15 protein-coding genes are annotated in these 14,217 nt (G+C 36.7%); 12 read left to right on the top strand and 3 right to left on the bottom strand.

Going from position 1 to position 14,217, the window contains the following annotated elements:
• The first annotated feature begins 167 nt into the window (after positions 1-167).
• From AC13DP_RS18400 to AC13DP_RS18355, 10 genes are all read left to right on the top strand, one after another.
• The gene (locus AC13DP_RS18400) at positions 168-797 is read left to right on the top strand and encodes a GNAT family N-acetyltransferase (protein WP_013072215.1); all 630 of its coding nucleotides are present in this window, start codon (positions 168-170) and stop codon (positions 795-797) included.
• 15 nt (positions 798-812) lie between these two features.
• Positions 813-1,994 carry an argininosuccinate synthase gene (locus tag AC13DP_RS18395; protein ID WP_347406954.1) on the top strand — a complete coding sequence of 394 codons (1,182 nt, stop codon included), beginning with the start codon at positions 813-815 and terminating at the stop codon, positions 1,992-1,994.
• A 14-nt stretch (positions 1,995-2,008) separates the two neighbouring features.
• Entirely contained in the window at positions 2,009-2,971 is a 963-nt protein-coding gene (gene argC / locus AC13DP_RS18390; RefSeq protein WP_347406955.1) for an N-acetyl-gamma-glutamyl-phosphate reductase, read from the top strand.
• A 24-nt stretch (positions 2,972-2,995) separates the two neighbouring features.
• On the top strand, positions 2,996-3,790 hold the full coding sequence (gene proC, locus AC13DP_RS18385) for a pyrroline-5-carboxylate reductase (protein WP_013072212.1): 795 nt from the start codon (positions 2,996-2,998) through the stop codon (positions 3,788-3,790).
• Between the two features lie 2 nt (positions 3,791-3,792).
• Positions 3,793-4,929, top strand: coding sequence for an aspartate aminotransferase family protein (locus AC13DP_RS18380; protein ID WP_347406956.1), 1,137 nt, complete (start codon positions 3,793-3,795; stop codon positions 4,927-4,929).
• Between the two features lie 22 nt (positions 4,930-4,951).
• Complete coding sequence (locus AC13DP_RS18375; RefSeq protein ID WP_347406957.1) at positions 4,952-5,899, top strand: N-acetylornithine carbamoyltransferase; 948 nt, start codon at positions 4,952-4,954, stop codon at positions 5,897-5,899.
• Between the two features lie 1,166 nt (positions 5,900-7,065).
• On the top strand, positions 7,066-7,839 hold the full coding sequence (argB, locus tag AC13DP_RS18370) for an acetylglutamate kinase (RefSeq protein WP_272957413.1): 774 nt from the start codon (positions 7,066-7,068) through the stop codon (positions 7,837-7,839).
• Positions 7,839-8,906, top strand: coding sequence for a M20 family metallo-hydrolase (locus AC13DP_RS18365; RefSeq protein WP_347406958.1), 1,068 nt, complete (start codon positions 7,839-7,841; stop codon positions 8,904-8,906). Before argB ends, AC13DP_RS18365 begins: the two co-directional genes overlap by 1 nt.
• A gap of 75 nt (positions 8,907-8,981) precedes the next feature.
• Positions 8,982-10,256, top strand: coding sequence for an argininosuccinate lyase (argH, locus tag AC13DP_RS18360; protein ID WP_483068254.1), 1,275 nt, complete (start codon positions 8,982-8,984; stop codon positions 10,254-10,256).
• A 2-nt stretch (positions 10,257-10,258) separates the two neighbouring features.
• A complete protein-coding gene (locus AC13DP_RS18355; RefSeq protein WP_483068253.1) occupies positions 10,259-10,810 on the top strand; it encodes a GNAT family N-acetyltransferase in 552 nt (183 codons plus the stop codon).
• Between the two features lie 125 nt (positions 10,811-10,935).
• On the opposite strand, the gene AC13DP_RS18350 is transcribed toward AC13DP_RS18355, so the two are convergent.
• Genes AC13DP_RS18350 through recF form a run of 3 tightly spaced genes read right to left on the bottom strand, consistent with a single transcriptional unit; the run spans position 10,936 to position 12,729 of the window.
• Positions 10,936-11,229, bottom strand: a complete 294-nt coding sequence (locus AC13DP_RS18350; RefSeq protein ID WP_347406960.1) for a DciA family protein — start codon at positions 11,227-11,229, stop codon at positions 10,936-10,938.
• On the bottom strand, positions 11,216-11,653 hold the full coding sequence (locus AC13DP_RS18345; RefSeq protein ID WP_347406961.1) for a lipocalin family protein: 438 nt from the start codon (positions 11,651-11,653) through the stop codon (positions 11,216-11,218). Before AC13DP_RS18345 ends, AC13DP_RS18350 begins: the two co-directional genes overlap by 14 nt.
• The gene (gene recF, locus AC13DP_RS18340) at positions 11,650-12,729 is read right to left on the bottom strand and encodes a DNA replication/repair protein RecF (RefSeq protein WP_013070942.1); all 1,080 of its coding nucleotides are present in this window, start codon (positions 12,727-12,729) and stop codon (positions 11,650-11,652) included. Before recF ends, AC13DP_RS18345 begins: the two co-directional genes overlap by 4 nt.
• Positions 12,730-12,876: 147 nt before the next feature.
• Here recF and AC13DP_RS18335 point away from each other — a divergent pair, with 147 nt between their 5' ends.
• Together AC13DP_RS18335 and ribH are read left to right on the top strand one after the other, a co-directional pair.
• Complete coding sequence (locus AC13DP_RS18335; RefSeq protein ID WP_228249946.1) at positions 12,877-13,671, top strand: tetratricopeptide repeat protein; 795 nt, start codon at positions 12,877-12,879, stop codon at positions 13,669-13,671.
• Positions 13,672-13,676: 5 nt separating this feature from the next.
• On the top strand, positions 13,677-14,174 hold the full coding sequence (gene ribH / locus AC13DP_RS18330) for a 6,7-dimethyl-8-ribityllumazine synthase (protein WP_013070944.1): 498 nt from the start codon (positions 13,677-13,679) through the stop codon (positions 14,172-14,174).
• Positions 14,175-14,217 lie beyond the last annotated feature (43 nt).

The following is a 14,217-nucleotide window of genomic DNA, read 5'->3' as shown; positions in this document are numbered from 1 at the left end:
TTTTTAACAGGCCATCAACTCCTGCTGTTGTACTTGTTCCCGTACGCCGCCGTCGTAACCCCCGCACGTAAGTGCGTGTTTAATTTTATGGAACTTAGGTGAGTCCGGTTCCCCTTTCGGTTAGAACTTTCAATTTATTTTTTTCAATCCTAATAATCGTTTAGCAAATGAAGATTGTCATTGCTAATAAATCTCATGCAAAATTTGCTGAGGTTATTTGTACAACTATAGAAGAATCTGCCAAAATTCGTGGTACGGGTATAGCGCGCCGTACACCAGAATACGTAATTACCAAAATGGAGAACGGTAATGCCATTATAGCGCTGGATGGTGATAAATTTGCCGGTTTTTGTTATATCGAAACCTGGAGTCATGAAAAATATGTGGCCAATTCAGGATTAATTGTACATCCCGATTACAGAAATCAGGGGCTGGCAAAAGATATTAAAAAAGCAGTTTTCGATTATTCCAGAAAAAGATATCCAGACGCAAAGATTTTTGGGATTACTACAGGCTTAGCCGTAATGAAAATAAATTATGAGCTAGGTTACCAGCCCGTTACTTTTTCTGAACTTACCGATGATGAAGCTTTTTGGAAAGGTTGCCAAACCTGTAAAAACTACGATATTCTAACCCGTACAGAACGTAAAATGTGTTTGTGTACAGGAATGCTTTACGATCCTGAAAAAAAGAAAAAGGATAGAAAAAAGCATGAGCTTAATGACAAAACTTTTACCCGATTAAAAAATATAAAACAAAGCCTTTTCTATAAAAAGGAAAAAAATAACCTAGATTAAAACTTACCAATAAAAATGAAAAAAGTAGTTATTGCCTACAGCGGCGGATTAGATACTTCATATTGTGCAAAATCATTGTCTAATGAAGGTTTCGAAGTGCATGCAGTAAGCGTGAATACCGGAGGATTCTCTAAAGAAGAAGTTCAAAAAATAGGAGACAATGCCAAGAAAATAGGAGCAACCACCTATAAAAATATCGATGCGGTTTCTTCATTTTATACTAAGGTAGTAAAGTATCTTATTTTTGGTAATGTTTTAAAAAATAACACCTATCCGCTTTCTGTAAGTGCAGAACGTATCGTACAGGCTATTGAGATTATAAATTATGCCAAAGAAATTGGTGCAAAATATATCGCTCATGGTAGTACCGGTGCAGGTAACGACCAGGTAAGATTCGATATGATCTTCCAGATTATTGCTCCTGAAATTGAAATTATTACTCCGATTCGTGATAAACAGTTAAGCCGACAGGAAGAAATTGATTACCTAAAGGAAAACGGAGTAGAAATGAACTGGGAGAAATCTAAATATTCAGTGAATAAAGGACTTTGGGGCACCAGTGTAGGAGGAGCCGAAACTTTAACTTCTAACGAGCCATTACCAGAATCGGCATTTCCATCCCAACTTTCAGAAAAAGAGATAGGTAAAATTAGCTTAAGTTTTACCAAAGGAGAGCTTACCGCTATTAATGATAAAGAGAATTTTCCTGAAAATAATATCCAGATTCTCGAAGAAATCGCTAAAAAATATGCGATTGGTCGGGATATCCACGTTGGAGATACCATCATCGGGATTAAAGGTAGGGTAGGTTTTGAAGCTGCAGCTGCAAGCATTATTATAAAATCACATCATTTGTTAGAAAAACATACGCTTAGTAAATGGCAGTTACAACATAAAGATTATGTAGCGAACTGGTATGGGACACATTTACATGAAGGTCAGTATTTAGATCCTGTAATGCGTGATTTTGAAGCTTTATTGCAAAGTTCTCAGGAACGGGTAACCGGTAAAGTGTTTGTTAGCCTACATCCGTACCGATTTGTTTTAGACGGAATTTCTTCACCCTACGATCTGATGAATAGCAATTTTGGAAATTATGGAGAAGAAAATAAAGCTTGGACCGCAAATGATGCTAAAGGATTTATTAAAATTCTATCCAATGCCGGTAAGGTATACCAGTCGGTAGAAAATAACTAAATATTAAGGATATCATGATCAAAGCAGGAATAATCGGCGGAGCAGGATATACGGCAGGGGAACTAGTTAGAATTTTAACCTATCATCCAGATGTTGAACTCGATTTTGTATTTAGTACTTCAAGGCCGGGAACACCGGTTGCAGGAGTGCACCAGGATTTAATTGGAGAAATCGATCTATTATTTTCAGGAGAAATCAATACAGAAGTAGATGTAGTGTTTTTATGTCTTGGGCATGGGAATTCGATAAAGTTTTTAGCAGAAAATACATTTTCAGCGAACACAAAAATTGTAGATCTGAGTACTGATTATAGAATGGATGGTAACCATGATTTTGTTTACGGTTTACCTGAATTTAAAAAAGATGCGATCAAAAAAGCGAATTTTATCGCAAACCCGGGTTGTTTTGCAACGGCGATAAGCCTTGCGATTCTTCCGCTTGCAAAAGCAAAGAAAGTTGAAGACGAGTGGCATGTAAATGCAGTTACCGGGGCAACCGGTGCCGGAGTTTCGCTTTCAGCCACAACACATTTTACCTGGAGGGATAACAACTTTTCAGCCTATAAATCTTTTGAGCATCAACATTTAAATGAAATTGGGCAAAGTTTACAATGGCTGCAACCTGAATTAGACATGACCGTAAACTTTATTCCGAATAGAGGAAATTTCTCTCGCGGAATTCATGCCACTGCTTATACGAAGTTCGCCGGTAGCCTGGAAGAAGCAAAAGCGATCTACCAAGAGCAATATAAAGATGCTGCTTTCACCTTTGTGACTGAAGAAAATATCCATCTAAAACAAGTGGTAAACACCAATAAATGTTTGTTGAAATTAGAGAAATTTGGGGATAAATTATTAATCACCAGTGTAATCGATAATTTATTAAAAGGAGCATCGGGACAGGCCGTACAGAATATGAATTTAATGTTCGGTTTACCGGAAACTTCAGGATTGCATCTTAAAGCTAGTTATTTCTAGAACCAATTTCTAAAAACTTAAACCATGAAAATAGCGATTATCGGTGCGGGAAATTTAGGAAAGTCTATTGCCAAGGGACTTATCGTAAATAATGCGTTTACCACGCTTTACCTCACCAAAAGAAATACTGAAGCGATTAAGTCTTATGAAGAATACTCTAAGGTTACGGTAACTTCAGACAATCAGGAAGCAGTTAAAAATTCAGATATTCTGATTTTTGCGGTACAGCCTCAGCAATTAGAACGAATTTTAGAAGAAATAAAAGATTTGCTTACTGATAAGCATGTGCTTATTTCAACAATAACCGGGTTCAAAATCGATAGAATTGAAGCCATAGTTGGTAAAGATCAGTTTATTATACGTGCCATGCCTAATACAGCGATAGCTGTTGGAAAATCGATGACATGTATGTGTTCTAACGAAAAAGGAGAAAAACGTATCGCTATCGCCGAGGCTATTTTTAATCGTTTAGGAACAAGTATCATTATCAAGGAAAATAAAATGCAGGCCGCAACGGTAATTTGTGCCAGTGGTATTGCTTTTTGGATGCGCTTAATTCGTGCAACCACACAGGGAGCCGTACAACTTGGTTTTGACGCCAAGGATGCACAGCAACTGGCGATGAATACCTGTTTGGGGGCCGCGAGTTTATTGGTAGAATCTGGGAAGCATCCCGAAGAAGAAATTGATAAAGTAACCACACCAAAGGGTTGCACTATCGAAGGATTAAACGAGATGGAGCACAATGGGTTAAGTTCTTCTTTAATTAAAGGCTTACAAGCATCTTTCAAAAAAATAAATAACATTTCAGAACAATAAATATGGAGCTTTTTGATGTTTATCCATTATTCGATATCACTCCTGTAAAAGGTGAAGGCACGTATGTTTTCGATAAGGATGGTAAAAAATATCTTGATCTTTACGGCGGGCATGCCGTAATTTCTATAGGACATTCGCATCCTGCTTATGTGAATGCAATTTCTAACCAGGTACGTCAGCTTGGTTTTTATTCAAACTCGATTAAAAATCCGTTGCAAGTCGAACTGGCCGAAAAATTAGGCAAGTTGTCGGGTTGTGAGGAGTATCAGTTGTTTTTATGTAATTCTGGTGCCGAAGCTAACGAGAATGCTTTAAAGTTAGCCTCCTTTGCGACAGGTAAAGAGCGCATAATTTATTTTGAAAATGCGTTTCATGGAAGAACCTCTGGAGTAGTAGCCGTTACCGATAATGAAAGTATTAAAGCGCCGTTTAATAAAGGTCATAAAATAACCAAAATCGCCTTTAATGATGCAGAAACTTTAGCCTCAGAATTGCAAAAAGGAGATGTGGCTGCAGTAATTTTTGAAGTGATTCAGGGTGTTGGAGGTTTAGATGAAGCAACCACCGAATTCTATCAGCAAATTGAAAAATTAGCCAAAGAAAACGGAGCGATGATCATTGCAGACGAAGTTCAGGCTGGTTATGGAAGAACAGGTGACTTTTTCGCTTTTCAGAAGCATAATATTCATCCTGATATTATTTCAATAGCGAAAGGAATGGGAAATGGTTTCCCAATTGGTGGGGTTTTGATCGATAAAAATATCGCTCCAAAATATGGAATGTTGGGAACTACCTTTGGCGGAAATCATCTGGCTTGTGCTGCAGGATTAGCGGTATTGAATATTCTTGAAAAAGAAGAATTGCTGCAGAATGCTTCAGCCATGTTCGATTACGTAAAAGAGCAGGCAAAAGAAATTCCGCAGATAAAAAATATTAAAGGCCGCGGATTAATGATTGGTTTAGAATTCGATTTTGAAGTCGCCAATCTTAGAAAAGATATGTTGTATGTGCATCAAATCTTTACGGGATCTGCCGCGAACAAGAATCTGCTTAGAATTTTACCGCCGCTAAATATCGAAAAGAAACATTTTGATACCTTTTTTAAAGCTTTAAAGATCAGTTTAGCGAACCAAAAATAAACCCTAAAATTAACCAATTTCAATGAAACATTACACAAGCGTTCACGATATCGAAAACCTTGATGAATTAATAAAAGAAGCGATTCAGCTTAAAAAAGAAAACTCAGCTGCCGCTTTAGGAAAAGGAAAAACCCTGGGCTTGTTGTTTTTTAATTCCAGTTTGCGTACGCGTTTAAGTACAGAAAAAGCTGGCCGACTTTTAGGAATGGAAGTGCTTACGATGAACGTAGGTGCAGATGGATGGGCCTTGGAATTTGAAGATGGAGCGGTTATGAATTCGGATAAAGCAGAACATATTAAAGAAGCCGCTGCCGTATTGTCGCAATATTGTGATGTAATTGGTGTGCGTGCTTTTCCTGGGTTAAAAGACAAGGTGAAAGATGAAGAAGAGCAGGTAATTAATGCGTTTAAAAAGTATGCAAGTGTACCTGTGGTAAATTTAGAAAGTTCTACCGGGCATCCGCTACAGGCCTTGACAGACGCGATATCGATCACCGAACTAAAGAAGAAAGATAAGCTAAAAGTAGTATTGACCTGGGCACCACATCCCAAAGCTTTGCCACAATCGGTACCTAATTCTTTTGCTGAAATGATGCAGAAAATGGACGTTGATTTTTGTGTAGCAAATCCTGAGGGTTACGATCTAAGCAACCGGGTTTTAAATGATACCAAAGTATATCATAATCAGGATGAGGCCTTAAAAGATGCCGATTTTGTATATGTGAAGAATTGGAGTAGTTATAAGAAGTACGGTGAAGTATTGTCTACCGATTCAAATTGGACATTTTCTAAAGAGAAATTAGCGCTTACCAACGATGCTAAAGTAATGCACTGTTTGCCAGTTAGGCGAAATGTGGTAATTTCAGACGAGGTTTTGGATAGTGAAAATTCAGCTGTAATTCATCAGGCAAATAATAGAACTTATGCCGCACAAGCAGTCTTAAAACGAATTTTGGAAAAGCTGGATTAAATGCGGTGACTGGGTGATGCGTTGATTTGATAATGTGCGAATTTGAAACAAGATTTAAGAACCAGGAATCAAGAATATAGAATAGAGACAAGAGAGGATAGATGCTGTGATCCGTAAATTTTGAAAGTTTTAAAGCTAAGTGTTGATGTATATATTTTTAATTTGAAGATGAGAATTGCAAGAAACCTTAAACTTTGGAACTTTGAACTCAACTGTCACTTCGAGTGATTTTATTGTAGCCATAGCGAATATAAAATTGTATCAAGAACTTTTATTTATCGATTAATGTTGATATGCTGATTTGAAAATCTGTTAATTAGAAACGAGAACTAGGAATCAAGAATATAGAATAAAGACAAGCAAGTATAGACGCTATGATCCGTAAATTTTGAAAGTTTTAAAGCTAAGTGTTGATGTATATATTTTTAATTTGAAGATGAGAACTGCAAGCAACCTTAAACCTTAAGCTTTGGAACTTTGAACTCAACTGTCACTTCGAGTGATTTTATTGGAGCTATAGCGCAGATAAAATTGTATCAAGAAGTTTTATTTATCGATTAATGTTGATATGGTGATTTGAAAATGTGTTAATTAAAAACGAGAACCAGGAATCAAGAATATAGAATAGAGACAAGAGAGGATAGATGCTGTGATCAGTAAATTTTGAAAGTTTTAAAGCTAAGTGTTGATGTATATATTTTTAATTTGAAGATGAGAATTGCAAGAAACCTTAAACTTCGGAACTTTGAACTCAACTGTCACTTCGAGTGATTTTATTGGAGCCATAGCGAAGATAAAATTGTATCAAGAAGTTTTATTTATCGATTAATGTTGATATGGTGATTTGAAAATGTGCGAATTTGAAACAAGATTTAAGAACCAGGAATCAAGAATATAGAATAGAGACAAGAGAGGATAGATGCTGTGATCCGTAAATTTTGAAAGTTTTAAAGCTAAGTGTTGAGGTATAGATTTTTAATTTGAAGATGAGAACTGCAAGCAATCTTAAACCTTAAACTTTGGAACTTTGAACTCAACTATCACTTCGAGTGATTTTGTTGGAGCCATAGCGAAGATAAAATTGTATCGAGAAGTCTGATTTTAAATGTTGAATCCTGAAAAGCTAAAATCTCATTACTCAATACTAACTACTAACTACTAAAAAAATGAAACCACTAAAAGTTGTAAAAATAGGAGGAAAGTTGATCGAAGATTCCGCCAAATTCGATGAATTTCTTGAAGATTTTAAAAACCTGGAAGGTTATAAGATCCTGGTGCATGGTGGTGGAAATATGGCAACTCAGATTTCAGAAAAATTAGGCTACGAAACAAAGATGGTCGATGGTCGTCGCATAACCGATGAAGATACGGTGAAAGTGATTACCATGGTGTATGGCGGTCTTATCAATAAAAACATAGTTGCAAAATTACAATCGATGCATACCAATGCAATTGGGCTTTGCGGTGCCGATGGGCAAAGCATCTTATCGGTAAAAAGACCGGTTAAAAATATTGATTATGGTTTTGTAGGTGATATTGAGAAGGTGAATTCTGAATTTATTGGGGCTCTTTTGGAGGACGGAGTAGTACCGGTTTTTTCTGCAATCTCCTGTACTAAAGATGGAGTACTGCTTAATACCAACGCCGATTCGATCGCTTCAGAAATTGCCCGGGCGATGAGCAAATCTTATGAAACTGAACTTTATTACTGTTTTGAAAAACAAGGTGTACTCGCAGATGCTTCAGATGACGAATCGGTAATTAAGGAAATAGATTTTCTTCAATATAAAACGCTGGTAGAAAAACAGGTCATTACCGATGGGATGTTACCAAAACTTCAAAATTGTTTTGAAGCCTTAGAACAGGGAGTACAGAAAATTCATCTGGGAAATCACCAATCTTTAAAAGAAAATACAACGCATACAAAAATCATTCAGTAATGGATATTAAAGAACTTCAGCAAGAAGCCCTTCAATTACTTCGAAATCTCATACAAACACCATCATTTTCTGGCGAAGAAGACCAAACGGCGCAATTATTAGAGGAGTGGTTTGTTAAGCATAAGATTCCTCATAAAAGGCATTTAAATAATGTGTGGGCAACGAATAAAGCTTTTGAGGAGGCAAAGCCTACCTTATTGCTAAACTCACACCATGATACGGTAAAACCAAATGCGGCGTACACTAACGATCCTTTTAAAGCTGAAATTCGTGATGGAAAACTTTTTGGTTTAGGAAGTAATGATGCTGGAGGTTGTTTGGTTTCATTATTGGCGACGTTCACGTATTTTTATGATCGCGAAGATTTGAATTATAATATCATTTTTGCCGGTACTGCAGAAGAAGAAACTAATGGTAAAAACGGGATTGCCTGTATGTTGCCTATAATGCCGAAGGTGGATGTGGCCATTGTAGGCGAACCAACGCTAATGGACTTGGCGGTTGCAGAAAAAGGTTTGGTGGTCTTTGACGCGGTGGTGAAAGGAACACCATCACATGCGGCGCATCCCAATAACGATAATGCCATCTATAAAACTGCAGAAGTTTTAAAATGGTTCGAGGCGATCAAGTTTCCTGAAGTTTCTAAGCAATTAGGAGAAGTAAAATTAACCGTAACCCAGATCAATGCCGGAACACAGCATAACGTGGTTCCTGCAAAAGTAGATCTGGTAATCGATGTGAGGGTAAATGATTGTTATTCTAATGAGCAGATTAGCGACTTTTTAAAAGAAAATGCACCGGTAGATCATATTGTGCCTAGATCACTACGATTAAATTCATCTAATATTCCATTGGATCATGATCTTGTGAAAGCAGGATTAGATCTGGGAATGAAAACCTATGGGTCACCGACTCTTTCAGATCAGGCGATGCTGAAATGTTCCTCGTTGAAATTAGGGCCTGGGGATAGCACAAGATCACATTCAGCAGATGAATTTATTTACGTGAACGAAGTAGAAGAAGGAATAGAAAAATATATCGCCTTATTAGAAAAGGCGCTGAGATAATTTAGAGCAATCAAACCTTACAGGTTATCCCGCATATTTATCGGGACCGTAAGGTTTAAAAAATAAGACATCACAATGAAACTTTGGGATAAAGGAATAAGCATCGATAAGAAAATCGAAAAATTCACGGTAGGAAACGATCGGGAATTGGATATGTACCTGGCTAAATACGATATTACCGCATCGAAAGCACACGCAAAAATGCTTGGAGAGATAGGAATTTTGGAAACAGATGAGGTGCCGGCTTTGTTAACCGAATTGGATAAGCTTCAAAAACAGGTTGAAAATGATGAATTTGTAATTGAAGAAGAATTTGAAGATGTACATTCTAAAATCGAATACGAGCTTACCAAAGTTTTAGGGGATACCGGTAAGAAGATTCATACAGCAAGATCCCGTAATGATCAGGTTTTGGTAGCGATGCAATTATATTTTAAAGAAAATTTAATTGAAATTCATCAAAAAACGGAAGGATTAATAGACATCCTTTTGGGATTAGCCGATCAGTATAAAGAAAAATTACTTCCTGGTTATACGCATTTACAGGTAGCGATGCCATCTTCTTTTGGATTATGGTTCTCTGCGTATGCTGAAATCCTGATCGATGATCTTTTTCAATTAGAGGCCGCTTTAAAAGTGGCAGATCAAAATCCGTTGGGGTCTGCTGCGGGTTATGGCTCTTCCTTTCCTATAGATCGTGAGTTTACTACAAAGGAATTAGGTTTTAAAACCCTAAAATATAATTCGGTGGCAGCGCAAATGAGTAGGGGTAAATGTGAACGTACCGTAACTTCAGCGATAGCAGGATTGGCAAATACATTGGCACGTTTTGCGATGGATATTTGCTTATATATGAGTCAGAATTTTGGATTTATCAGTTTTCCGGATGAACTAACTACCGGAAGCTCGATTATGCCTCATAAAAAAAATCCGGATGTTTTCGAGCTGATTCGTGGAAAATCGAATAAGCTTCAGGCCATTTCTACAGAAATGGTTTTAATTACTAATAATTTGCCGAGCGGTTATCATAGGGATTATCAGTTGATCAAAGAAAACAGCATGACTTCGGTAGAAGGAATTAAAGAAATCCTGGATATTTTCTCGTATTCAATTTCACAGATTATCGTTAAAGATATCGATCTTAATGATGAGAAATATAAATACCTGTTTACGGTAGATAGCATTAACGATCTGGTGATCGATGGTGCTAGTTTTAGAGATGCCTATAAAGAGATAGGAGGGCAGGTGCAAAGTGGGACTTATCAACCCGGAGAAGGTAGAAAACACAGTCATTTAGGAAGTAAGGATAATCTGGCTTTAGATCAAATTGCAGCCAAGAAAAACCTATAAAATTGATTGATTTCAGCCTTCAGTTAGCAAATGAAAAGATTATTTTGAGACCACTGGAACCCGAGGATTTTGATGAAATTTCAAAACTGACTCAGTTTCCAGAGATGTGGTTTTATTTTACTTCAGATCTATCGAATCCTGAAGTGTTGCGGGCTTGGATTGATTCGGCTGTTAAAGATCGTTATGCTTATAAGCGATTAGCTTTTGTTATTATAGAAAAAAATTCAGGGAAGATTATAGGTTCTACCAGTTTTGGAAATTACTCTGAAAAAGATCAACGAATTGAAATTGGTTGGACGTGGCTGGGAAAAGATTTTCAGGGAAACGGATATAATTTCCAGGCAAAAGTATTGCTACTCAACTATTGCTTTAAAACATTAGCATTAGAGCGGGTAGAGGCTAAAACAGACGTTTTGAATAGAGCAGCCAGAAATTCATTATTAAAATCGGGTTTTGTGGAAGAAGGAATTTTGCGAAGTCATACACTCATGACGAACAATCGCCGCAGAGATACGATTTATTATAGTATTTTGAAAGCAGAATACTTTCAGTAGAAAAGGGGGGCGAATCAAATCTTAAGTCATGCGATCCCATTTTTTGATCGCATAACCCTTATTTTAGCCATAGAAAAAATACTGAAAATGTTCATTGTTTCACCTATTGTTTTCTAAGAGACTATTTACCGTAGCACTAATTTCTCAATAAGCTCTTTTCCTAATTCTTCATTAAGCATTCTTACGATCTTTTCTTTGCCATAGCTTAATTCTTCTCGCAGGACCGAAGAGCTTAACTGCACATAAAGCGTAGTCCCCTGTAGTTTTATAGCGGTGGTATATTTTTGGATTGCCGGGCCCATTTGTTGGCTCCATGCATCGCGAACATGTACTTTATCAAGACCTTTCTCCAGGTTATTTTTAGATACAAATTCCTTTAAAACGTCTCCTAAACTCAAATTCTCATTATTCCTTTTCATTGGTGTCGATGCTTTTAGGGGTATAGTGTTTGTAATGATAAATTTTATCCTGATTTGATTTTATGACTAACTCTTCAGCAGAAGCTTTTAAAACGGTTTCTTTCCAATTATCGAAGGCGGTTTTGTAATAAATCCTAAGGCTATCCTCTTCTATTTTCAGCTCAATTTTTTCAGCAGAATTGGTGGTTTTAAAGCTTCCGTCTAATTGAGGTCTTAATTTGGTGCGTTGCCCGCTGTTCCCCTTTACTTCAAAATAATCTATATTATCATTTATAGAGTAGGTTATGGTAGAATCCGGGCTAACTTCAACCTTATCAATTTCCCAGTATCCTTCTATAAACTGTATTTGTTCTTTGGGATCCTGCTTATTACAACTTAACAGGATTAAACTGAATAACAAAAAAAATACTCTGGTATTTTTCACAATTTAAATATTTTATAGGTTTGGTTACTTTCTTTGACTACTTTTTCGGTCCTTTCGGCATGGGTATCGCTTATAAAAATTTGTCCAAGCTCGTTAGTGGCTACTAAAGCTACAATATGGGCTACACGTTGTTCATCCAGTTTATCAAAAACATCATCAAGTAGTAAAATTGGGTTAACGCCGCTTATTTTTTTTATAAAATCGAATTGTGCCAGTTTTAAGGCCACTAAAAATGATTTTTGCTGTCCCTGCGAGCCGAATTTCTTGATGGGGTGGCCTTCAATCTCAAAACTTAAGTCATCCTTATGCGTGCCTACACTGGTATATTGTAAAACCATGTCTTTTTGAAGCTGATCCTCTAAGAGTTTAGAGAGTGTTTTATGGGAAAGCTGACTTTTATACTCGATGCTTACCGGTTCTTTATTATTGGTAATTTCAGCATATCTTTTGTTAAAAATTGGCACAAATTCCTGTAAAAAATCTACTCGTTTTTTATATAATTTTGTTCCTAAATCGTTTAGTTGGAGGTTATATACTTCAAGTGTATCTCTATCGAACGTATGATTGGCCGCAAAGTATTTTAAAAGAGAATTTCGCTGAGAAACAATTTTGGAATAGTTAATAAGATCGTTTAAGTATCCACTATCGCTTTGGGAAATAACACCATCCATAAACTTTCTCCGGGTTTCGCTACCTTCTATAATTAGATCCCGATCTGCCGGAGAAATAATTACTGCCGGAATAAAGCCAATATGTTCACTAACCTTCTCATAAGGTTTTTGATTTCTTTTAATGACTTTTTTTTGTCCTCGTTTAGCACTAACTAAAATTTGCTCCTCTTTATCGTTCTTTTCAAAAGTACCATCAACCACAAAGAAATCGGCTTCATGATTAATGTTTTGGCTAGTAATAGGATTAAAATAACTTTTTCCGAAAGCAAGGTGATAAATACTGTCTAAAACATTTGTTTTTCCAACACCGTTATGCCCAACCATACAGTTAATCTTAGGATCAAAGTCGAAAGAAGACGACTCCAAATTCTTATAATTTAAAAGGGAAAGATGTTTTAGATGCATAATTTATTGAAAATCAACTAGGTTTTGGTTGTTTGGTGTTGCCAGAAATTCCTAAGCGAAAGAGCTTAAAATATTCAAAAAATACAAATAAATTCCCTTTTAATTTTCACAAAATATTATATTTTTGCCACGCATTAAAAATATCTTATGGCAACATATAAGAAAAGAGGATATAAACCACCAAAGGAGAAAATCCAGGACGTAGAAGAAAACAACGAAAACGAATATGTAGATGGGCAATCCACTACAGAAGAAGTTTTCAATACGCTGGATGAGGGAGCCAGTCGTACCGAAACATGGGTAGCCGACAATCAAAAATACATTTACATTGTATTGGGAATTGTAGTGATCGCTGTGTTGGGGTATCTTGGATACGAACAATGGATTCAGGAACCAAAAAAAGCCGAAGCTGCTAATGAAATGGCACAGGCACAAAATTACATGCAGGCAGCTATGAGTGCTGGAGCTACACAAAGTGACTCCCTTTATAACCTTGCATTAAATGGCGGTGAAGGGAAATATGGTTTCTTAGATATTATTGACAACTACGGGGGTACTCCCAGTGCAAATATCGCTTCTTATAATGCTGGTTTCGCTTATCTTTATACAGGTAAATATCAGGAAGCTATAGATTATCTTGAGGACTTTAAAAGCGATGACGAGATCTTAGCGCCCTTGGCAACTGGTGGTATTGGAGATGCTTTTATGCAATTAGAGCAACCAGAGGAAGCTTTAGATTATTATGTGAAAGCTGCAAATATGAGATCTAACAGCTTTACTACACCAAAATTTTTATTGAAAGCTGCGATTACAGCCTTAGAAGTAGGAAATGGTGAAGATGCTTTAAAGTATCTAAACAAATTGGAAAATGAATATCCAGAGTCTCCGGAAGCAGGTGAAGCACCTGTATTTATTGGTCAGGCTCAGGCAATGAATGAATAAAATATATGGCAACCGAAGGAAATAATCTATCGGAATACGATAAATCTTCGATCCCAAACGCGAAAGAATTTCGGTTTGGGATTGTTGTTTCAGAATGGAATGATAAAGTAACTGAAGGTTTGTTTCAGGGAGCTTTTGAGACCTTAAAGGAACATGGTGTACTAGAGAAAAAAATAGTACGTTGGAACGTGCCGGGAAGTTTTGAATTAACTTACGGCTGCAAGAAAATGCAGGAAACTTATGATATGCTGGATGGTATTATCGCAATAGGAAGTGTAATTCAGGGAGAAACAAAACATTTTGATTTTGTTTGTCAGGGTGTTTCTAATGGAATTACTCAGTTGAATGTAAATAGCGATACTCCGGTCATCTTTTGTGTACTTACCGATAATAATATGCAGCAGGCTTTAGATCGCTCTGGCGGTAAGCACGGAAATAAAGGAACGGAAGCTGCTATTGCAGCGATCAAAATGGCACAATTAAGAAAAGAAGCCAGATTTTAATAATCCTAGGTAGAGAACAATATCATGATCTAAATGCCGCTTT

The sequence above is a fragment of the Zunongwangia sp. L-65 genome (assembly GCF_056859415.1).
This window is presented reverse-complemented; position numbering and strand designations above follow the sequence as displayed.